Consider the following 21,931-nt stretch of genomic DNA (forward strand, 5'->3'; position numbering starts at 1 on the left):
GAATTATGGAAGTTCTTATTCTGCACATTCTGAAACTGAATATTATTGCAGCAGTAGTAATTTTACTGGTAAAAGTGCTTGCAACTCTGTTTAAAGGACGTGTATCAGCGAGATGGAAGTACCTTATCTGGCTGTTGATTACGATAAGCCTTTGTGTTCCGGTGCGCCTTCCGGCGAATCTGGCACTGGTGGATTTCAAAGTACTTAGAAGCAGTCAACAGAATACGCAAAACCCGAAGATAACAGATTACGCAGTCAGACCAGAGGAAAGTCAGAAGATAACAGAAAACGTATCATCTGCGAGCAATGACATGAAAAATCTGACAGAAATCCCGGAACAAAAGAGAACTGTCAGGTACGAATCAGATAAATGGCTGGGAATTGTGGCTTTGATTTTTGCTGCTGTCTGGCTGAGCGTAGCGGTACTTAAACTGACAGGAGAATTGCTGGCATATTATTTTTCTATAAGGAATCTGGAACGGATGAGTCTGCAGGTAAGTGATACGGTGAGTATTCAGATGTACCGTGCAGCGTGTCAAAAGAAGCACGTACGCAGAATACCGGAACTCAGGCAAAACGCAGGTCTTACCACACCGCTTCTTGCAGGACTTTTACATACAAAATTGTATCTACCAGCAACCGGGTATTCAGCAGAAGAAAGAAAACTTATCTTTTACCATGAACTTACACATTATTGCCATCGGGATCTCTGGTATAAGATGCTCCTTCGAATCTGTGCATCGATATACTGGTTCAATCCCTTTCTTCTTATCATGCTGAAAGAAGCGGATAAGGATATTGAGAATCTGTGTGATACAGCAGTTGTTCGCAGAGTTAATAAAAAGGAACATAAATTATATCGACAGCTGCTTCTCAGGACAGTAGCCATGGAAAATCAGATTCCATATGTGACAGCAAGTCTTAATGACAGCGAAATGGTGTTTAAAGATCGGATTCTGTATATGGTGAACATTCGGAAACTCCGCAAAGGAATTCTTCCGGGAATTCTTGTGACGCTGCTGCTTGCAGGCGGTAATCTGGTATTTAATGTCTCTGCCGGGACAGATACAGTTTCAGTAGAGACGGAGAAGTCTGGTATTGAAAAAAATGCAGATCCAGAGAAAAATAATGTACCGGATTATGCACCATTTTCTGAAATGGTAACTATGCAGAAAGCTGCTGAAACCCAGGACGAAGGAGGAGTGACAGAGAATACAGATACAGAGGATTCTGTAGACGAAGAGGAAAAAGCAGATGCGGAAACAAACGATGAACCTGCCATGGAAAACAGCGGACAGGTAAGTGAAACGACCGATGATGGAATTACCTCTGACAACAACGGGTCTGTTTCATCTTATGAAAATCTGCCAGCAGGCGTACCATATACCAGTGGATTCAGTACTACTTCCGGTGTAGCATCAATTGTAGCACCGGGTGGAGGAGATGAAGAATCCAGAGTTCTTTACGATAACGGAGATGGGACCTATTCTGATTATTATGGGAGCCGATACAGTTATCAGGGAGATGGAAACTGGGCAGATGCCAATGGAAATTCATATCGTACCTGGAATGACGAAGGTTATCATTTCGGAAACCAACTGGAACAGCATGAACTCCAGGGCAGTAACGGTACTGTTAATGTAATAGAAACAACAAACGGAGATTATTATTATTGTGACGCAGATGGGGTCGGATACACAGACAATGGTGACGGCACCTGGACGGATGAGAATGGGAACATCTATACAGAATAAAAGAAAGCGTTTTTCGAAACCAAAAGGAATCGAAAAACGCTTTTTTTATATATGACATATAAAAAATGGGATCATAAACGATAGCATATTATTTGCGAATATCTACTAGTCCCTTTTTCAGTATATATTCAGAGAACTCATATGAAGCTCCGTCTCCAGTCACATTCAGATACAGATTTTTGAGGTCGCTTTCATTTACGATCCAGGCCATGTTCAGCTGTACACTTTCGCCTGGTTTTATAGAGGAAATGTAGTTTCCACCATTGCCATAATTTTCAGAGACACTATAATATACCATTCCTCCAGTCTTTGCCACGCCGTCCCAGCTAATGTAGTCATAGCCATCGCCGGCCTGTTCTGTTGGAATGTAAAGCTGTACTTTTCCATTTTCCTTAGTCAGGGTCAGTAAAGCACCAAGATAAAGCATATGGTCGATTTCCTCATTTGAATGATTGGTATAGGTAACTGTAACATAGACCAGTTTCTGATTCACTTCCTCTGACTTCACAATTTCATCCAGGGAATCGATTCCGTCGCCAGATTTCACATAATTCAATGTGTTTGTAGCTAGCTTTCCATCAGCATCAATGGCTTTCGCCCATTCTTGTGGTATTTTGTCCGGATCGAGAAGCTGAAGATCATCAGAAATTTGAACAGAATCTACCTTTACAGAAATCGTTTTTTCCAGATATTCACCATTTGTGTTTTCACCAATCACATCCAGATCAAAGGTGTCACCAATTTGGTAAATGGGTAGTTTTTTCTCATTTACAGAAGTACTTATTTCATCATTATCATCTTCTGTCTTTTCAGATATCATCTCTCCGCTCCATGTAGGTAATCCGGCGGTCTTTACCATAGTCGTGTTTCCCTCAATCACCAGATTTTCTGCAACTTTTATGGCTTCATCCTTTGACACATCATCTCCGATGTAGATCATAAGCACACGATATAAATCCGGGCAGATAAGATAAATTCTCTGGTTAAGAGCCCCGTTTTCGGTAATGCTATTATATTTGAGATATATCCCCTGGTATTTTCCAAATGTACGCTCTTCACTATCAATAACATTCTGATCCTGTACTACCTGTCCCAGATCATTTTTATCCAACAGGACAAATGAAAAACTGAACCCGCCAGTCATGTCATGCTCAGGATATTGGAGATGGTACTCGTCAATCCAGCTCATGCCCTCCGGAACATATTTAGTAGACAGATCTACCTCTGGGACCTCATCTGGAAGTACGGTCTTCTTTGCTGCATCACCAGCATCAATTTTGACTGAAACACCATAAGAACCCTGTTTTTCCAAAAACCAGTGATACAGATTTACTCCTGCATATACTGCCGTGGAAACTGCCAGCACACACGCAGCTGCCACTGCGGCAACTTTCGGAGCTGTCCATCGTTTTCTTCTTCGCAGATTCGCCACTTTATTATCCGCCAGCTGCTTTGCCACCTCATTTTGAATCATATTATGGATAAAATCCGGTGTTTCGGGAATATCGTTTTTCATATCTTCTAATCTCATATTGACACCTCCTGTAATTCCTGCCTTAATTTTCCTCTTGCCCTTGCAAGTCTCTTTTGAACGGCACCTTCCGATATTTCAAGGATCTGGGCGATTTCTTTTACACTGAAATCTTCTATATAGTATAGAATAACGGGTAAACGCAGTTCCTCTTTTAAGGAATTTACGGCTGTATATAATTCACTGTAATTCTTTGTTTTTTCTAATTCCGGTTCCTGTCTGTCAGCTAGATTTTCCAATGGGATAAATTTACTGGATTTACGCACAAGACTGTAACATTCGTTGATTAAGATACGGATTAACCAGGTCCGGGCATAGTTATCGTTTTTTAATGTACCGACGTTGGAAAAAGCCTTCACAATTGTTTCCTGAATAGCATCTGCACAGTCATAGTCACTAAATAAAATTGTTTTTGCAGTTGAGTATAATTGTCTTTCTGAATCTAGGATCAGAGATCCAAGTTGTTCCTTTGTCATTTAAACACCACCTCTTTTTTTGCCAGCCAGCATTTTCTTTACATCTATTAGACGTGCAGAAATCAAAAATATCCCTAGTAATTTATTCTTTTTCTTATAAATGGACAAGTTCGTGGTTTTGCACAAAAAAATGTCTATTTTCGATAGTATTCCATAATGAAAGCAATAAAACAAGCATTTGCAAAGGGACATTGTTATAATTAAATTTGTTCATGGGTGTTATTTGTGATTACTTTCATGCTAATATGCTAATGTGCATTATCATATTAGCATAAAAAAAGTTAGGAAAATCTTAATAATTTCGCATGCAATCCATTGTGAATTTAGATGCTGTATTTGTTATACTTAATCGAGTACAAGCAAAAAGGAGAGTTGAAAATATGTCTGAAAAGATACTAATTATAGATGACGAGCAAGATATAGCGGATCTGTTGGAGGTCTACTTGAAAAACGAAAATTACGTCGTTTATAAATTTTACTGCGCAACGGATGCCATGTCGTGTATTGAAAGCGGCGATATTGATCTTGCCATTCTGGATATTATGCTCCCGGATATGAATGGCTTTTCACTTTGCCAGCTTATCCGAAAGAAATACACTTATCCAATCATCATGCTAACGGCTAAAATTGAGGAAACGGATAAAATAACGGGGCTGACATTGGGAGCGGACGATTATGTGACAAAACCTTTTCGCCCACTTGAAGTAGTTGCCAGAGTGAAAGCGCAGTTAAGACGTTACAAGAAATATTCGCCCGGTATCATCACAGAGAAAGTTCCATCGGAACTTTCCTATAACAAATTGTGCCTGAATGTGCAGACCCATGAATGTCTGTTAGACGGTGAGCCGGTTTCTCTGACACCGACAGAATTTTCTATCCTCCAGGTTCTTTTGGAAAGTGCCGGGAATGTTGTAAGCATTGAGGAACTGTTTCATGCAGTTTGGAAAGATGAATACTACTCTAAAAACAGCAGCACAATTACTGTGCATATCCGGCATCTGCGTGAGAAACTGAAAGATACTTCCGATACTCCGCAGTATATTAAAACGATTTGGGGTGTTGGTTACAAAATTTAAGCGAAAGGAGTACGCTATGAAAAGAAAATCAAATTGCTTCGTAACCATTTTATTCTTAATTTATCTGGCACTCTTGGTTTGGATCATACTTTTCAAATTACAATTTTCAATCAGTGATCTGGACAAGATAAGAAGTATAAACTTAATTCCTTTTCACTATGACAAGGAAATTGGAGCAGCATTTCACTTAACAGAGGTGCTCGAAAATTTCTTGATATTTGTGCCTATGGGTATTTATCTTCAAATGCTTCTGCCAAGAACAAAATTATATGTGAAATTCATGCTGATTGCTGGAACAAGTTTTTTATTGGAAACTATGCAGTATATCTTAGCAGTCGGACGGTCTGATATTACCGATGTACTCACAAATACGGCAGGCGGTCTTTTGGGACTTGCTGTATATTCGATAGCAGCCCGGTTAATCGGAAATAGAATAAAAGCAAACAGACTGTTTTCCATTCTGGCAGGCATAGTAAGTGTTGTCGTGATTGGCCTGCTTGGCTTTCTTCTGTTTGCTAATCGGTAGGAGGTGTATTCATGTCGAATAAGAAAATGGCAACAGAAAAGCGCCTTAAAGTGCGCCTATACCTATCATTGCTGGTTTATACCGTTGTTGGATATGGTTTGACCCTTATCTTGGACTACATCTTTTCAAAATTTGACAACGGTATTTTTGCATGGCTCTACTGGCGGCTTGGTCCGCTGTTTATTCTGTATCTGGTGATAGGCTTTGTATGTATCTTCAATTACTATTGGAAAAAGCCGTGGGACTATCTGGATGAAGTAATTGACGCAACCCAAACGGTCTATGAGCAGAACAGTCATACCGTATCGTTGTCTGATCCGCTGAAAGAACTTGAGGAACAGCTCAATCAGATCAAAATGTCTGTTCTGTTAAGCAAGCAGGCTGCAAAGCAGGCAGAAGAAAAGAAAAATGAAATTGTCATGTACCTGGCACATGATATACGCACACCTCTGACAACAGTGATCGGCTATTTGAGCCTGCTCCATGAAGCTCCTGATATGCCTGAGCAGCAAAAGGAAAAGTATGTAAAAGTTGCGTTGAATAAGGCAGAACGCCTTGAAAAGCTCATCAATGAACTTTTTGAAATTACCAAGTACAATGCACATACGGTCATTATCAAAAAAGAAAATGTAGATTTACATTGTCTGATTGCGCAGGTAATAGATGAAATATATCCGACACTCTCCGCAAATGGCAATACAGCGGTATTTACTGCGGAGGATAACTTATCCGTGAACGCTGACCCTGAAAAACTGGCGAGAGTTTTCAGTAACCTTTTGCGGAACGCCGCGTCATACAGCTACCCACAGACAGAGATCACTATATCCGCTAAACGGTTAGAACATGATATTCAGATCACTTTTGAAAATCGTGGGGAAACAATCCCGGAGGAACAGCTTAACAGTATATTTGAAAAATTCAATCGGTTGGATGAAGCCCGGCTTTCTAATACAGGTGGTGCGGGACTTGGTCTTTCTATTGCGGAAGAAATTATACATTTACATGGTGGAAAGATTACTGCATCCAGTCAAAACGAAACTATAGACTTTGTGATTACATTACCCCTTTCCGCTTAGGAAAATAAGAATGTGATCTTAGGAATACCTTAGGAATTTAAGCGTGTGATTTTTGAGATTGAAAAGCCTTTGTTCGGTACAATGATTATCGAACAAGGGCTTTTTATTGTTCAGCTGAAGCAAAAGAAAGGAGTGTAAGCATGGAACTGAAAATAGAGCATTTAAGCAAGCAGTTCAAAGACAAAACAGCAGTAAATGATGTCCATCTGACATTGACTCCCGGCGTTTGGGGACTTTTGGGGGCGAATGGCGCAGGGAAAACAACGCTCATGCGCATGATTGCTGATATTATGACACCAACCAGCGGAGCGGTTTACTATGACAGAAAAAACATTCGAGAGTTGGGTGAAGTTTACCGAAGCAAGTTTGGCTTTCTGCCGCAGGATTTTGGGTATCACCGGGATTTTACGGTCAAAGATTATTTGGAGTATATGGCTGCGCTGAAAGATATTCCTACAAGGGCAACCACCCAAAAGATCCATCATTTGTTGGACATTCTTTCGCTCTCCGATGTGAAAAAGAAAAAAATCTCCAATCTGTCAGGCGGCATGAAGCGTCGTGTTGGTATTGCGCAGGCTATGTTGAACGACCCGGAGATACTTGTCATGGACGAACCGACAGCAGGACTTGATCCCGGAGAGCGCGTGCGTCTGCGGAATTTCATTTCCGAGTTTTCGCATGATCGAATCGTGTTGATTTCCACCCATATCGTATCTGACATAGAATATATTTCTACGCGCAACGCAATTATGAAAGCCGGAGAAATTGTTGATGTCGGAACTACCGCAGAACTTGTCAAGCGGATTGAGGGCAAGGTTTGGAATTGCATAATTCCGACCTCAAAGCTGCCGGAATGTGAAATGCGGCTGCGCATTATCAATCAGCGAGGCGAAGATCACAATCAGGTTTCTATTCGTTATCTGTCCGAGCATTCGGAAATTGATGGGTCTGTTACAACGGAGCCACGATTGGAAGATCTGTATCTGTGGTTGTTCCCGCAGACAGACTTGGAAAAGGAGGACAGATAATATGCGGCTCTTTAGACTTGAACTAAAACGTATTTTGAAGTCACGGCGCACCCTGATTTTACTTGCAATCGCACTTTTGCTTTCCGTAGCCATGGCATACCTGCCTATTTCATTTGAGGGTATTAACCGTCCAAACGAAGATGGCACGGTTACAGAATTAGATGGCTTGTCAGCTATCAAGTACAAACAAGATTTATATAAAACATCCGCTGGTGAAGTGACCCCGGATAGGATCAAATCGGCTTTGGAAACTTATCAAAGCTGCGTTCGAGAATATGGGCCAGTCGAGGAAGAGGGCTTTCCTCTGGCTGTATTTATTGAAAAAATCGTCCCGTTCCGTCACTTGCTGATGGGTCTGTCCGAAGCGTTTGCTGATCCATTAACAGGCATTGGTGCTGATTTAATGGATATTGACCCGAATGACATTGACGGAGCCTATTATGAAAAGTGCGCAGAACATTTACAGGATGTCATGCGGAATGAGCAAAGAAAAAACGAAACCGCACAGCAGAAAGCTCTTGAAAAATATTCAGAACTTGATACGCCATTTTATCTTCATTCTGGAATTTCTAAAGATGCATTTGATTATATTGAGTTTTATATTTTGTTCCTTGCTATTTTGTGTGTGGCAATCGCAGCACCTACTTTCGCCGGAGAATATCAAACGGGCGGTGACAGCATCCTGCGAACCACCAAATACGGGCATAAACAATTAGCAATTACCAAAATTCTGGCGGCATTTACACTTTTCGTTGTTACTTTCCTTGTCGGGATCACGGTACACATTCTGATTTTAGATGCAGCGTTCGGGACGGATTGCTTAAAAACATCGTTTCAGATGCGATACTCTATCATTAATCTGCCAAACATCAATCTGGGGCAGTTGCAGATAATTCTCGCAGCAGCGGGCTTACTTTCTGTATTAGCAACGGTTAGCTGTACGCTGTTCCTGTCTGCAAAATGTAAAGACACATTGACAGTTTTGCTGATCTCTATTGTAGTTCTTCTCATGCCGCTTTTTGCATATGTGGCGATGGGAGCAACATGGCTCTCTACCATACTTCCATCTGCCGGAATTGGTATGCAGAACAATTTCCTTTCTCAGCTTGCAGATTTCAATTATCTGCATATCGGTGGAACGAGTTTCTGGACACCGCATGTTATTTTGATTTCGGCAGGAATTGAATTATTTGTGTTTACATTCTTGGCGATTCATTCCTATTGTAGACATCAGGTAGCATAAAAGAAGTTCAAAATAGAATGAATTGATTATCTGCCGCACGACGGCAAAAGAAAAAGCAGACAATTTGGAACGACGGCTTTGATTTTCAGAGCCAGCGTTTCTTTGTGGCAACACAAACCTATGATGAATTTTCCGGAAATATTGTAGCTAATAGCATTGTTTATGCGTTGAAAATATCTGAAAAATTGATGAAAGTAGAAATATAATATTAAAATAAAAAATAATATAAAAAATTGTTTTACTATAGAGAAATATATAGTATAATACAACCATAAGAAGTGATAAAAAAATAACAAGTTGACCTAGCCAAACATAATAAGTTTTACTGTTGTGTTTGGCTTTTTTTATTTGATAGCCAGAGCGGGAAGTGAGGTGTCTGCAATGATAATCTGTGTTATCTTTGATTTGGGAATGGCAGTGATTATGTTTTTATTCGGAATCTGCTTTGTAAAATCAAATGGAAAGGCCGTTGCATTTTTGTCTGGCTATAATATGAAATCTAAGGAAGAACGAAAACAGTATGATGAAAAAGAAATGTGCAGAGTATATGGAAATCGGATGATGTGGATGGCACTGCCATTTGTAGCCGGTGCAGCCATAGATTTTTTATATAGTGGAGTTGGGTGTCTGGCAGCGTGTGTAATATGGACCGTTCAATTTGTTTTATTGATGAAAGAACGTAAGAAACGAGAAAAATAGAAAAGAACATTTAGGCGAAAGACATATGCGAAAGGAGATATACAATCTATCTAGGAACAGGATAATTCTCGGGAACAAGAGGAGTTTTAATTACTTAAAGGAGATGACGTGAATATGAGATGTCCATATTGTGAAGGAAAAATGCGAAAGGGTCAGTTGCATGCGGTTGGTGCAGGGGCAGGACTGGAGTGGAAAGAAGGCTCTGAGAGTTTGCGGTTAAATACGGATCCAGAGTTGGCAGCAAGGATATCTGGAGACCGCATAGCTGCCTATAATTGTGATTTTTGCAGAAAGATTATTGTTTCTTACGAATATTGAGATTTTTAATTCTTTGAAAAATATGATTTATGTGATAGATATGGGAACTAATTAAATTTAACTATGATTAATTGTGAGGAATTAGGCAATGAAGATAAAACGTGGAGATATTTACTATATAGATTTGTATCTGGAACCTGGAAAAATTTCTGACCACAATAAAAGAAGCAATGGAACATTGTCATTTACCGGAGTGGAACTAATGGATGCTATTGTGTCAGCTGGGATGCCAGATATATATTTGAACAAGGCGAACAAAAGAAATCGTAAAGAGGAGATATATTTCAAAATTAAACTGTTTGAAACATATGTTGCTTTATCGCCAAATGGAGAACTTTTATTCGATCCTGCAAGAAAAGTCTATTTGGATAGTACAGAAATTGGTGCAATTAATTATTGGATTGGAATGATACTTACTACGGTACTTGGAAAGAAAAAATATGGTTATGAGTATATGGTTCATTTATCAATGGTATTAAAACTCAGTTCACAGCCACCCATAGAAAAACATCGATTTCTTTCAGCTAATGGAAAAACTACATACAAATCACCGGATCTAATAGCAATAAACAATTCGAACCGTTATTATGGTGTTTTCGAATCAAAAGGTTATAGCACTTATAGTTCAAATGCTATGGAACGTGGTTATATTCAAGCAAAATCAATAGATAAGATAAATGGAAAACTTCCAAAAAATTCTTTAGTTGTAATGACCGTAACAGGAAAGAGAATAGAGATAACGGAAAAAGACCCAGAGGGTGGAACGACACAGATAAAAGTCAATTTAAGTTTTCTACAAATGTATCATTATTTGCCGATCGTTGAGTTAATCATGGAATTATGTCCGGAGGAACAAGAAAACTGGACATTTGGTTCACTCGTATATGAGGAAGAAAAGTATTCTATTGGAATTCCTACAGTTTTGTATGAGGAACTTCTGCCAATAGCAGAAGGTAAGGAAGAAAATTTACTGGATGAGTTTCTTGAAAAAATTTCTTCTAAGGAAACATATTTATTAGATATCGTTCCGGATGAGGCAAGGCAGCATATTCTTCATGTAAAATAGAAATATGGAACCTTAAATCTTTATCAACAAATTAATGTAGATGTGGGAGGAAAGGGATATGAAAAAAGAATATAAGGTACTTATTTGTATTCTGGCTTTGATATTCAGCATAGGTGCGACTTACATAGGTTTTGGATTGATTGGGAGCTCTTCTATGAAATTTGGAATGAAATATGTGTGTGATTTCGTTTTTCTGATGCAAACAATAGCTACATGCTGGGTTGTTATAGAATTGCTCAAAAAGTAAGCTTATTAGAGGGCTTTGAGTAAATACCAGTATCTGACATATGAGAGGAAGGCACTGTTATGGATGGTATAAGCAGCAGGAAATTAACATGGGGAATTTGCATCGTTGGAATTGCGATTGCAATAATAAGCTTCTTTTTCTTACCGGAGATTATTCCTGTTCACTTTGCTGGAAATGGAGCAGCAGATGACTTTGGCAATAAGATGGAAATTTTTTTAATGCCGATACTTCTTCTGACAGTTACGATCTTGAGTGGTATAAAAAGTGTAAAGTATGTTCTGATGCATTCGAAAACTTGGCTAACAGTTGGTCAATATAACCTGATGATTGATTGTGTTTTAGGAACTATTTTGATTGCAGAAATTTTTATGATTTATGCTTCGTTTGTTTAAAGGCTGATCTATAAATAAAGAAGCAAATATATGGCAGTTTCTGGTTCATTGAGCAGGCTGTTTTATATCAAAGTGTGAAGAGGAGCTGGTTCATGATGAAAAAAGTAATTCCAATTATTTTATTTACGGTATCAGCAATATTGCTTTCTGCATGTGGCAGAAAAGAAGAACTGTACGAGATTCCTGACCTGTCACAGTACAAGACAGATTATGTAGGAGATTCTTCGAATGTTATAAATATTGTAAGTGGGCAAGAGTATCCGGAAGGATATTCTTATGATAGCATACAGATACAGTCTGAAACGAAGCCTTATGGATTAACAGTATTTCTAAAAGTTGAGCCGTCTGCAGTTAAGATTGAAGATGAATTGCAAGTTAATGCGGATATGACATTTGATTTGATTGGTAATTTGGAAACGCTTGATTATAAAATAGCGGATAGTAAGGAAATCATTGCATCGTATGAACGGTAGATCATTCAGTGGTTAATATTTTGTCTGCTATTATATAGTAAGAAAAATAGGAAAGCGAAACATATATTTGGAGGACAGCAATGAGAAAATGCGAAAAGTGTGGAACAGTCATGAGAGCGGATTTAAGACTTAAAGTTAATGGCGGTGGCTATGGGATCGTTGTAGATGTAGATGAAAAACAAAAAACGACAACTATAGATGATGTTAAAGTTGCAGTCTGTCCAGAGTGTGGACATACAGAAATGTATTTAGAGGATTTAACTAAATTGAAGTAAAATTAGATATGATTGAAACAGGATAAAAAATTTTGATGGAATGCTTGTGGAGAAAATAAATATGAAAAAACTTAACTATACAGAAGATTTATTGAGAGTTATCTTCTCTTGGATAGGAATATTCTTTCTTGTTTCCGGTGTCTTAAGTTTTCTTGGGATATTAAAACCAGCAGTAAACTCAGGCATTCAGAATCCAGACATGTTGGGAACTGTGTTTTCTATAACGGGAGTGCTTTTGTGTATAATAAGTGCTGCTCTTGGAATTTATACTGCAAAGCTTGATAAATTACATTTACAATTAATCGAAAATGGTACAAAAGTGAAGGGCTTGGTAGAAAAAGTATATTTGCAAAAATACACAAGATATAGAAGACAGATTCCATACAGGATTTTATATAGTTTTACATATCATGATAAAGTGTATTATCACAAAAGCCGTTTGGTATGGGAAAATCCGGATCTTAAGAAAGGTGACTTGATTACCGTATATGTAAATAATCTTGGTAAATCAACAGTTTATAATTGCAATGAAGCGGTCTGATATCTAGCCTCTATATTTCGGAAAATACTGCACGATCTGTGGTTTACAGAAGAGCAGCTTCAAAGAATGCTGAGGATGAAAAATGCAAATCCATCAGATGTATGGAAATTCAGAGATTATTAATGGACAAATTGAAAGCTGAAAGGAAAACGGCCTATCCGTTTTCAGCATTGGCGGATCCGTCTGCTAATAAGTGGTTTACAAATCAAAAAAGTGGTAAGAGTATTTTCATAATTCTGTTCAATTTTGTCTATGTTTTCGATAATCCTGTTCATGTACAAATGCAACTAAATTAGAGTATAATAAGGGAAACCATTGAAACTGGGTTTCCGTATTGGACATTCCTGTGATGGCAGGAATGTCCTTTACATATAGGGGTAAATTCTGAAGTAGTTGGCATAGAAGTTCATGAGGTAGTTGACGTATGCTTTAAATCTTTTCATTTCTTTTTCCTCCTTTCTTTATCTTACAAGCACATTATAATATCAGAAGACGTATATTACTTGCCAAATGGGAAGAAAAAGTAGACAAAATTTGCAGGAGATTAATTGGAATGTACTGGTAAGAGCATCACAGACATTTGCCTGGATGCAGGAGTTGAGAGCCAAAGGACATTTAACAGGGTATTTCGTGAAAGATATAAAGTAACGTCAAGGGAATACCGGAATCTTTATCATGAACAATATATAAGTCAGACCCAGGATGAAATATCTGGAATGGAGAAATAGGATGGCATTTATAATCTGTATAGCAGCACTCATAATCATGATGTTTGTATTTACCAAAATGTTGTTAAGTTTTGGCAATAACAGCAGTGCGGCAGTTGAATCTGTTGATGCGACTGTAGTTGAAAAGAAGCAAGGAATCTATACCCATATGCAGTCTGAATCACATGTACCTTGGTTTCGCGTTGTATTTGAGATGACAGATGGAAGTTTGATGGAATTTCAAATGCAACAGGGAGATTTTCGTGAATTGGAAAAAGGCGATCGAGGTATGCTGACTTATCAGGGAAATCGGTATATATGTTACCAAAAATATAAATTTAAAAGTGAAGCACAGGAGGAAGAAAAATGTTAAGTGAAAGCATTGCAAAACTGGTACAGTATGGGATTACAACAGGTCTGACACCAGAATGTGAAAGAAATTACACAACAAATCTTCTGCTGGACGTTTTTCATGAGGATGACTATGAGAAACCGGACAGCATTGAGGAACCTGTTAATCTTGAAACAACATTGGGCGAATTGCTGGACGAAGCTGTAAAAAGAGGACTGATCGAAGACAGTATTGTATACCGGGATCTATTTGATACCAGATTAATGAACTGTCTGATGCCGCGTCCGGGCCAGGTGCAAAAAGAATTCTGGGATAAATATAAAGAAAGCCCAAAGGAAGCAACCGATTATTTTTATAAACTGAGTCAGGACAGCAATTATATCCGCAGATATCGCGTAGAGAAGGATCAAAAGTGGAAGGTAGACAGTCCATACGGTGAGATTGACATTACCATCAATTTGTCCAAACCGGAAAAAGATCCAAAAGCAATTGCCGCGGCAAGGAATGTAAAATCCGGAAGCTATCCGAAATGTCTTCTTTGCCCGGAAAATGAAGGATATGCAGGACGTGTTAATCATCCGGCAAGGCAGAACCACAGGATTATTCCGATCACAATCAATGATACTCCTTGGGGATTCCAGTATTCTCCGTATGTGTATTACAATGAGCATTGCATTGTGTTTAACGGCCAGCATACTCCAATGAAAATCGAGAGAAATGCATTCATTAAACTGTTTGATTTTGTAAAACTGTTTCCGCATTATTTCCTTGGATCTAATGCAGATCTGCCGATCGTAGGCGGCTCGATCTTAAGCCATGATCATTTCCAGGGTGGACATTATACATTTGCAATGGCAAAAGCACCAATTGAGCAGCACGTGGTACTTCCGGGATTTGAAGATGTAGAGGCTGGAATTGTAAAATGGCCGTTATCTGTACTTCGTATTCGTCATAAAGACTCTAACCGTTTGGTAGATCTGGCAACACATGTGCTGGAAGTATGGAGAGGTTATACGGATGAAGCAGCATTTATTTATGCTGAAACCAATGGAGAGCCTCATAATACAATTACACCAATTGCACGTAAAGTAGGGGATATCTACGAATTGGATCTGACATTAAGAAACAACATTACAACAGAAGAACATCCGCTGGGTGTGTATCATCCGCATGCAGAATATCATCATATTAAGAAAGAGAATATCGGCCTGATCGAAGTTATGGGCCTTGCAGTTCTTCCGGCCAGATTAAAAGGTGAGATGGAACTTTTGGAAGAGTATATTCTTGAAGGCAAAGATATTTCTTCAAATGAGCAGATTGAGAAACATGCAGAGTGGGTTAAGAAGTTCCTTCCGAAATATCCGGAAATCACAAAAGAAAACATCCATGGCATTCTTCAGAAAGAGATTGGAATCGTATTTACCCATGTTCTGGAAGATGCAGGAGTATACAAATGTACGACCGAGGGAAGAGAAGCATTCATGCGTTTTCTTGAAACATTATAAAAATTGAAATAAAAGGATTCTTTGGGAAATGGGAGGTAAGTGAAACCTCCCATTTTTTTTTAAGGAAGATGATGAAAATAGAATATTTTTTATAAGGTGTGAAACCTTCCTAGGCTTTTCTTTTAGATGTAAGAAGAAGTAGCAGTGGAACAAAAATAAAGATCCTCCATAGTGCAGGAATGGTGATATTGTTTCGGAATGCAAATGCACTGCCAGAAGAATCTGCCGGTATGTAAATGCGAAGATCTACAGTACAGGATGAACTTTCATCTCGTATATCTAAAGGAAGCTGAGAATGATATACTTTGCCTTCATGGGTGAATTTAACAGGCAGTGCCCAGTAATAATGACGCGGACTACCAAAATTATAAAGATAATATCCGTCTGCTTTGATTAAATTTGGATTTTCATGGTAAAGAAAATAGTTTTTATTGGCATAAAAGAATGTCCCGCCCATTAATAGAAGCCAGATCAGCACCAGTGCAGCTTTATTCAAAAAAGGACTATCAAATACTCTTTTCAAAAAATCACCTCCTGTTAGATAAGGACATTTTATCAAATGAACCAGGAAAATTCGATAGAAAGAAAAAATTTATTATTATGAGAACCGATTTGCTTGTATCTGCATCTGATTAGTGTAAAACAAACACGTGTATAATCCGGCCGGACAGAAGGAGAAAACAGAGAAGCGATTTTGTATAGAAGAAAATAAGTGAGATCTGATTAGGTGCTGTCGTGAATCAGTCAAGGATGAAAAATCCCTGACCGGTCATGGCAGCCCTTTTTTTCCTGTTTTCAGGGTTCTGTTCACAGAGAAAAAGGAAAGTGTCTGAAAGTACCCCAAAAGTGCTAAATGTGAGATAAATGATGATGCGGTGTTCCTATCCGTAAAAGAGCAGGGGAAAAATGTTTTGTAGAAATCAGCTTACTGTTTGTAAAAGAAAATGTTTTTTCCAGCAGCCTTGGTTATTTTTTATTAAATCGGAGATATTAAAATCAGACGATTTAAAAAGTTTGTCTGAATGCTGTTTATCGTTAAAAACAGGGGGCATGGATGGGAAAAAGAAAAGAGATAACCGGTAAGGATAATGGAAAGCAAAAAATGTGGATAATGATCACTGTCATCATAGTGTTCTTTGCTATGGCTGGCTATGCAGGAATGTCTTATTACTATTCAGACAGATTTTTTCGGGGAACAACGATCAATGGAATTAACTGTTCTGGAAAAACATCGGAAGAGGCAGAACAGGCGGTTGCTAAAAAAGCAGAGGATTATCTGCTGGAAGTAAAGGCAAGAAATCTGAAATCACAGAGTATCAATGGAAAATTGATCGGATATCGTTATGTTTCGGATGGCAGTATTTCCCAATATCTGGATGAACAAAAACCATATAAATGGGTTCGGGGATTTTGGAAAAAGCAAAATTATACAGCCAAGGAAAACATGACCTATGATAAAGTGAAGTTAAAAGAACAGATGGAAAAACTGGAATGTGTAAAAAAAGAGAATCAGACAGCACCAGAAGATGCTTATGTAGCTTATAAAGATTCGAAGTTTGAAATCGTACCGGAAACAGAAGGGAATACCCTGGATTTCAATGGAGCTTATCAGGCACTGTCAGAAGCGATTACTGACAAAAAAAGAACGATTGACCTGAATAGCTGTCCGGCTGTTTATGTAAAAGCGGCAGTAATGAAAGATGATCCAGATCTTAAAAATTCATTGGAAGAATGCCAAAATCTGATCCGGACCAAAATCGTATATATATTTGGAGAAGAAACGGTAACATTGGAGGGGGACGAGATCAAGAAACTGGCTCATTTTTGATGAGAGAGGACGGCTGCAAAAAAATGAGGATGAACTGAGACAGTACGTGGCAGAATATGTGGCAAAGCTGGCTGCCACACATGATACCGTAAATACAGAGAGGGAATTTTGTACAACAAGCGGACGTACTGTTCAGGTGTATAGTTCCGTTTATGGATGGAAGATCGATCAGGAAAAGGAAATAGAAACCATTATGCAGGAAATGATTGCAGGAGTACAGATAAACCGGGAACCGGTATACGCTATGCGGGCAAATGCACGGGGTATGAATGATATAGGCAGCACGTATATTGAAGTGGACCTGTCTGCACAGCATTTATATTACTATCAGGATGGTTCGATCATTTTGGAATCGGATATTGTGTCAGGAGATATGCAGTATGCAGAACGGCAGACACCACCGGGAATTTTTCAACTGTATTACAAGAAAAGTCCATCTGTGCTGAAAGGAAAGATGTTGGAAAATGGGAAATATGAATATGAAAGACCAGTAACTTACTGGATGCCTTTTAATGGGGGGATCGGGTTTCATGATGCTTCATGGCAGCCATACTTTGGAGGAAATCGTTTCCGAGAAGGTGGTGGATCCCATGGATGCATTAATCTTCCGGCGGACAAAGCGGCAGAACTTTATAATAGGATAGACGAAAGTGTGCCGATTGTCTGTTTTTATTAAAAATGGGCAGGATATATCGTTTTATATAGAGGTTTGTTTATAAAATGGAAGATCTTAATTGGTCTTCTGTTTTTTTATAATTATCAGCAATAATTTCATGGAAGAAAAGTGTGTATGTTCCGTCCAGATATGGAAAGAAGTCTTTGACCATTTTGACCGGCAACCGAAAAAAATCGAGACAAATGAGAACTATTCGATTGATGAAGATGCAAAGGAAATCTTGCAGGAGAAAAGCAAGAGGATGCTGGTTACAGAAGCAAAACGAATGGCAGTGTATTAAAATTAGGTGGATGTAATTGAGGAAAAAATATGATATCATGTTAGTGACAAAACGAAAATTATGGAGGAATAGAGTGTGAAAAAATGCAAATATTGTGGCAAAAAACTCAATGATAATTTTGAATTTTGTAACAGTAAATGTGAAAATTGTTATGAAAAGATGATGGATAAAGACAGCCATAAAATCAAGTATTTTACATTAGGCATTATTTTGGGATTCTTAGTTATGTTTTATGGCATTATTTCTAACAATAATGTCTTTATAATAGGAATTGGGATTGTAGTAATGGGTATAGATGTTGTTTTATTGCCATTTACAACTCCTGAAACAATTAATTTTCTAGGATATCAAAAGTCAAAATTCGCAGGAAGAATATCAGGCATATTGATTATAGCAGTTGGAGTATGGATGTGTTTTATTCAATGATAAATCCCAGCCTGCAAAATTGAAAATAAATTGAAAGTCACGAAATCGGAGGAGTTAATGATTATGTGGAATGAATTAGGTTTAAGCGGGGGAACCGCAATTATTATTTTAATTGCGCTGTATTTCGTCATCAAATGGGCAGTGAAAAATGGAATCAAAGAAGCCTACAGTGCCATTACTGGAAAGAAAACGGAAGAAGATGTCAGAAACGAAAAAGAATTGAAAGAACTCGGATTTGAGTTAGAAGATAAATAAAAGTTGACCGAGCTATTTAGAGCGAATGATGCTTCTTGTCCAAAGAGCAAGAAAAGGTAGATTAGAAAGTGTTTTTTACAGGCAGGTGATTAGATGAATGATCAATTCTTACAAGGAGTAATATTCGATTGGAATAGAATTGATAACGATAGTTATTTAAATAGAATTAAGGCTTTTAAAGGGATTGAAAAACTTGTTTTCAATAAACCAATTACCTTTTTTGTCGGAGAAAATGGCAGTGGTAAATCTACTTTATTGGAGGCACTTGCTGTAGCACATGGTTTTAATCCGGAGGGTGGAACAAAGAATTATGTTTTTTCTACGCATGATACACATTCAGAATTGTGTGATGCGATAAGAATTTCCAAAGGCTATCGGAAGGAAAAGTGGGGTTATTTTCTTAGGGCTGAAAGTTTTTATAATGTTGCAACGAAGGAAGAAGAATATGCGGATCTCACACATCCTTCCGCTAAATATCATGAAAAATCACATGGAGAGAGTTTTCTCGCATTGGCACAGAATAATCTGCGTCCAAATGGCTTGTATCTTTTTGACGAACACTGAAGCTGCATTATCCCCCAGAGACAGCTTACATTGTTGATGCAAATATATAGTTGTGCAAAAGAGGGAGCACAGTTTATTATAGTTACGCATTCGCCAATTTTGTTAGGAATACCTGATGCAGATATCTATTGTTTTGATGATGGACGAATACATTTATGCGAATATGAAGAAACAGAGAGCTATCGGATAACAGAAATGTTCATAAACAACAGGCAGATGCTGTTGGATAAATTGCTAACAGATTAGACAAGAAAGGAATCGACGGATTCAAGTTTGTGAAATTAAGAAAATCTGGATTGTAGAGGAAAATATTACATGAAGAAATTAGTATTGGTATCATTAAAAACGTTTGCCTTTTTTGTAGGCTGGGCTATATGTGTTTCAATTTTGCCTATACCAGATACAAAAAGTGCGGCAGTCTGGAGATTTTGGGCAGAATTGATTCCATTATTGTCAGTTATTGGTTTTACAATTATTTTCTGGTTAATAGATAAAAGAAACATACGATTACATCTGACTGGAAAACCTGTTTATAATATCGTACTTGGGTGTATCACAGGAGCTATTTGGTTAGGAGTATCTGTTGTAATATTATCTTTAACAGGGGCCATACATATTAATGGCAGAAACCAAATTTCTATGCTTTGGTTATGGTTATTTTCAGCTTTTATCAATAGCGTTATGCAGGAAGTGTTAGTTCGTGGTTACTTATATCAGATGATAAAAAATAATTACAACATAGTTGTCGCTGTCCTTATATCTACCGGATTATTTACATTTGCACATGGTGGGGCTTTTGAGGCAGGAATACTTCCTGTACTAAACGTTATAACGATGAGTCTTTTCGTGACGGCAGTTTTGGAATACACGGAATCCTTAGTTGCTCCGATTGTAATCCATTTTTTATGGAATGGAGTTGGTGCAATTATTTTGGGTGGAGTATCATTAGCAGAAGATTATCCGCATTTGTTCAACATGGTAATTAGTGGAAATTCAAATTCTGTCGGGTGGCAGCTGTAAAATTGAAGGTGGCATAGTTGTACTGTTTATGAACTTGATTTTAATGTTTGGATTCGTAATGGCAAAAAAGAAAAGGGACAAAAATCTATAATTTCAGTTTTATTGTACTTTTCTAATTCGAGACACACTGTGTCCTGAATTGAGCTGGTCACATTATCGTGCCCTGATACGTATAAATGATGAGAAGGCAAGAACAAATGCAATGTAGACTTGGGATATAAGAAACTATACTATAGAAAAGCGTTAGAGGTGGCAACGGGAATGAAAAATAAAATTTTGGTGATAGAAGATGACCGTGCAATTTCAGAATTGCTGTGCATGAATCTGGAAGCGGCAGGATATGAGACTGTGGCAGCTTATGATGGGGAAGAAGCCCAGCGGCTGCTCATGGCATGAGGATGCAGATATGGCAGTGGTGGATATCATGCTGCCGGGAAAAGACGGATTTGCACTTATGGAGGATTTTAAAAAGAAAGATATTCCGGTGCTCTACCTGACTGCAAAGGATGATGTGGCTTCCAAGGTGAAGGGATTAAAGCTGGGTGCGGAAGATTATATGGTAAAACCTTTTGAGATGCTGGAACTTCTGGTACGCATTGAGAAGGTACTGGAGAGGACGGGACGGGCCAAGAAAGTCTTAACGGTCCGGAACATCCTGGTGGACATGGAAAGCCATCAGGTCTACAAAGACGGGCTTCCGGTAAGCCTGAAAGCCAATGGAATATGACCTCTTTGTGCTGCTCCTGCAAAATAAGAACATTGCGCTTGGAAGAGAAGAACTGTTAAAACGGGTCTGGGGAGACACTACTGGGAGAAAGCAGGACGGTGGATGTCCATATCGGACAGCTCAGAAAAAAGCTGGAACTTTATGATGAGATCAGGACGATCCCGAAACTTGGATACCGTCTGGAGGAATAAGGATGAAGCTGTGGAAACTGAACGGTACTTCTTATGCTGGTAACGCTATTATGTGCCTTGATCCCAGTGGGAACGCTAAGTCTTTATATCACAGGAAAACGAAGCCTCAATAATGCCTGCAGAGACCTGGACGGAAGACAGCTGGAAAATGGCAAGACACTCCTGGAACAATTTTGGGATGCACATATATGAGCAGATGTCCGAGACTGGAAAGCGGGCTTATATGGGCTTTCAGTTCGCAGCGATGCCGTGGGGAAGGCATGGCTCTCATCGACCGAAAAAGCAATGCCGTCAATTGAAAACCTGACAGATTATAAAGTTGTGGGGCTCGAAAACTTAGGCTTAAAGGATGAAGGGAGATGCCTTATGCCTACAAGATACAGAAAGTCTCCGGGACAGAAATACCTCCTTCTCCAGAAGCTGGAGCCATCATCCAGACCGGAAGGAAGACGAAGTCCTCTCTGTTCGGGAAGTCACAGGGCTTTTTGCAGAGCTGAGACAGACCGCTGTCTGACGTTTGGGAATTTATTTGTCTGTGTTCCTGATCAGCCGGCCTTTTTATTTATATGATGATGCGAAGATGTTGCGAACAGATGGAGAAGCTACAGGAAGTGGCAGAGAAACAGGAGCTGCTCATGGGGGCACTTTCCCATGTAATGCGTACCCCGTTAACATCCAT

Annotated in this window: 27 protein-coding genes and 2 pseudogenes; 26 read left to right on the forward strand and 3 right to left on the reverse strand. The window is 38.7% G+C overall.

The genetic code is table 11. From position 1 onward, the window contains the following. Positions 1–5 precede the first annotated feature (5 nt). A complete protein-coding gene (locus AC04Q6_RS03955) occupies positions 6–1,754 on the forward strand; it encodes a M56 family metallopeptidase (RefSeq protein ID WP_118069934.1) in 1,749 nt (582 codons plus the stop codon). An 88-nt stretch (positions 1,755–1,842) separates the two neighbouring features. Here AC04Q6_RS03955 and AC04Q6_RS03960 read toward each other — a convergent pair whose 3' ends face one another. After that, positions 1,843–3,285: a DUF4367 domain-containing protein gene (locus AC04Q6_RS03960; RefSeq protein WP_118069936.1), complete on the reverse strand. Its 1,443-nt coding sequence runs from the start codon at positions 3,283–3,285 to the stop codon at positions 1,843–1,845. After that, on the reverse strand, positions 3,282–3,761 hold the full coding sequence (locus tag AC04Q6_RS03965) for a sigma-70 family RNA polymerase sigma factor (RefSeq protein WP_055056121.1): 480 nt from the start codon (positions 3,759–3,761) through the stop codon (positions 3,282–3,284). The genes AC04Q6_RS03960 and AC04Q6_RS03965 overlap by 4 nt, the downstream gene beginning before the upstream one ends. Positions 3,762–4,141: 380 nt before the next feature. On the opposite strand from AC04Q6_RS03965, the gene vanR reads away from it, so the two are divergent. The 17 genes from vanR to galT all read left to right on the forward strand — a co-directional run bounded on the left by vanR (position 4,142) and on the right by galT (position 15,285). Next, complete coding sequence (vanR, locus tag AC04Q6_RS03970) at positions 4,142–4,837, forward strand: VanR-ABDEGLN family response regulator transcription factor (protein WP_118069938.1); 696 nt, start codon at positions 4,142–4,144, stop codon at positions 4,835–4,837. Positions 4,838–4,853: 16 nt separating this feature from the next. After that, positions 4,854–5,363, forward strand: a complete 510-nt coding sequence (locus AC04Q6_RS03975) for a VanZ family protein (protein ID WP_118069940.1) — start codon at positions 4,854–4,856, stop codon at positions 5,361–5,363. A 26-nt stretch (positions 5,364–5,389) separates the two neighbouring features. Further along, positions 5,390–6,439 carry an ATP-binding protein gene (locus AC04Q6_RS03980; protein ID WP_476389542.1) on the forward strand — a complete coding sequence of 350 codons (1,050 nt, stop codon included), beginning with the start codon at positions 5,390–5,392 and terminating at the stop codon, positions 6,437–6,439. Between the two features lie 140 nt (positions 6,440–6,579). Further along, the gene (locus AC04Q6_RS03985) at positions 6,580–7,467 is read left to right on the forward strand and encodes an ABC transporter ATP-binding protein (RefSeq protein WP_119248357.1); all 888 of its coding nucleotides are present in this window, start codon (positions 6,580–6,582) and stop codon (positions 7,465–7,467) included. A 1-nt stretch (position 7,468) separates the two neighbouring features. Continuing rightward, on the forward strand, positions 7,469–8,710 hold the full coding sequence (locus AC04Q6_RS03990; RefSeq protein ID WP_119248356.1) for an ABC transporter permease subunit: 1,242 nt from the start codon (positions 7,469–7,471) through the stop codon (positions 8,708–8,710). Between the two features lie 381 nt (positions 8,711–9,091). Next, positions 9,092–9,409, forward strand: a complete 318-nt coding sequence (locus AC04Q6_RS03995; RefSeq protein ID WP_302471560.1) for a DUF3784 domain-containing protein — start codon at positions 9,092–9,094, stop codon at positions 9,407–9,409. Positions 9,410–9,523: 114 nt separating this feature from the next. Beyond that, on the forward strand, positions 9,524–9,727 hold the full coding sequence (locus AC04Q6_RS04000) for a PF20097 family protein (RefSeq protein ID WP_015524992.1): 204 nt from the start codon (positions 9,524–9,526) through the stop codon (positions 9,725–9,727). Positions 9,728–9,815: 88 nt separating this feature from the next. Next, the gene (locus AC04Q6_RS04005; RefSeq protein WP_118069949.1) at positions 9,816–10,793 is read left to right on the forward strand and encodes a hypothetical protein; all 978 of its coding nucleotides are present in this window, start codon (positions 9,816–9,818) and stop codon (positions 10,791–10,793) included. Positions 10,794–10,851: 58 nt separating this feature from the next. Further along, a complete protein-coding gene (locus AC04Q6_RS04010) occupies positions 10,852–11,040 on the forward strand; it encodes a hypothetical protein (RefSeq protein ID WP_118069951.1) in 189 nt (62 codons plus the stop codon). Between the two features lie 59 nt (positions 11,041–11,099). Beyond that, positions 11,100–11,432, forward strand: a complete 333-nt coding sequence (locus AC04Q6_RS04015) for a DUF1648 domain-containing protein (protein WP_118069953.1) — start codon at positions 11,100–11,102, stop codon at positions 11,430–11,432. Between the two features lie 92 nt (positions 11,433–11,524). Then, positions 11,525–11,905: a DUF4825 domain-containing protein gene (locus tag AC04Q6_RS04020; protein WP_055056114.1), complete on the forward strand. Its 381-nt coding sequence runs from the start codon at positions 11,525–11,527 to the stop codon at positions 11,903–11,905. Positions 11,906–11,985: 80 nt separating this feature from the next. Beyond that, positions 11,986–12,180 (forward strand): zinc ribbon domain-containing protein, encoded by a 195-nt coding sequence (locus AC04Q6_RS04025; RefSeq protein WP_055056113.1) that lies wholly within the window; start codon positions 11,986–11,988, stop codon positions 12,178–12,180. A 61-nt stretch (positions 12,181–12,241) separates the two neighbouring features. Then, positions 12,242–12,721 (forward strand): hypothetical protein, encoded by a 480-nt coding sequence (locus AC04Q6_RS04030; protein ID WP_118069955.1) that lies wholly within the window; start codon positions 12,242–12,244, stop codon positions 12,719–12,721. Between the two features lie 27 nt (positions 12,722–12,748). After that, positions 12,749–12,844, forward strand: coding sequence for a hypothetical protein (locus AC04Q6_RS04035; protein ID WP_179963059.1), 96 nt, complete (start codon positions 12,749–12,751; stop codon positions 12,842–12,844). 425 nt (positions 12,845–13,269) lie between these two features. After that, entirely contained in the window at positions 13,270–13,449 is a 180-nt protein-coding gene (locus AC04Q6_RS04040; RefSeq protein WP_092072164.1) for a helix-turn-helix domain-containing protein, read from the forward strand. 1 nt (position 13,450) lies between these two features. Beyond that, entirely contained in the window at positions 13,451–13,801 is a 351-nt protein-coding gene (locus tag AC04Q6_RS04045; RefSeq protein WP_158526443.1) for a DUF2500 domain-containing protein, read from the forward strand. After that, positions 13,795–15,285 (forward strand): UDP-glucose--hexose-1-phosphate uridylyltransferase, encoded by a 1,491-nt coding sequence (gene galT / locus AC04Q6_RS04050; protein WP_114001673.1) that lies wholly within the window; start codon positions 13,795–13,797, stop codon positions 15,283–15,285. Before AC04Q6_RS04045 ends, galT begins: the two co-directional genes overlap by 7 nt. Positions 15,286–15,394: 109 nt before the next feature. On the opposite strand, the gene AC04Q6_RS04055 is transcribed toward galT, so the two are convergent. Then, positions 15,395–15,808 (reverse strand): hypothetical protein, encoded by a 414-nt coding sequence (locus tag AC04Q6_RS04055; protein ID WP_044961941.1) that lies wholly within the window; start codon positions 15,806–15,808, stop codon positions 15,395–15,397. Between the two features lie 531 nt (positions 15,809–16,339). On the opposite strand from AC04Q6_RS04055, the gene AC04Q6_RS04060 reads away from it, so the two are divergent. The 8 genes and pseudogenes from AC04Q6_RS04060 (at position 16,340) to AC04Q6_RS04095 (ending at position 21,252) form a co-directional block, all read left to right on the forward strand. Next, positions 16,340–17,113, forward strand: a complete 774-nt coding sequence (locus tag AC04Q6_RS04060; RefSeq protein ID WP_476389543.1) for a peptidoglycan binding domain-containing protein — start codon at positions 16,340–16,342, stop codon at positions 17,111–17,113. A 46-nt stretch (positions 17,114–17,159) separates the two neighbouring features. Continuing rightward, a complete protein-coding gene (locus AC04Q6_RS04065; protein ID WP_412378387.1) occupies positions 17,160–17,789 on the forward strand; it encodes a L,D-transpeptidase family protein in 630 nt (209 codons plus the stop codon). A 97-nt stretch (positions 17,790–17,886) separates the two neighbouring features. After that, positions 17,887–18,069, forward strand: coding sequence for a hypothetical protein (locus AC04Q6_RS04070; RefSeq protein WP_118070527.1), 183 nt, complete (start codon positions 17,887–17,889; stop codon positions 18,067–18,069). 75 nt (positions 18,070–18,144) lie between these two features. Further along, complete coding sequence (locus AC04Q6_RS04075) at positions 18,145–18,495, forward strand: DUF2116 family Zn-ribbon domain-containing protein (protein ID WP_117996831.1); 351 nt, start codon at positions 18,145–18,147, stop codon at positions 18,493–18,495. Positions 18,496–18,558: 63 nt separating this feature from the next. Continuing rightward, complete coding sequence (locus tag AC04Q6_RS04080; protein ID WP_059085796.1) at positions 18,559–18,750, forward strand: DUF6019 family protein; 192 nt, start codon at positions 18,559–18,561, stop codon at positions 18,748–18,750. 93 nt (positions 18,751–18,843) lie between these two features. Further along, positions 18,844–19,560, forward strand: a pseudogene (locus tag AC04Q6_RS04085) (AAA family ATPase). A 69-nt stretch (positions 19,561–19,629) separates the two neighbouring features. Next, the gene (locus AC04Q6_RS04090; protein WP_476389544.1) at positions 19,630–20,334 is read left to right on the forward strand and encodes a CPBP family glutamic-type intramembrane protease; all 705 of its coding nucleotides are present in this window, start codon (positions 19,630–19,632) and stop codon (positions 20,332–20,334) included. A 261-nt stretch (positions 20,335–20,595) separates the two neighbouring features. Beyond that, positions 20,596–21,252 (forward strand): annotated as a pseudogene (locus AC04Q6_RS04095) (response regulator transcription factor). Positions 21,253–21,931: the final 679 nt, after the last annotated feature.

It is taken from the genome of Blautia sp. HA9023, from assembly GCF_056504095.1.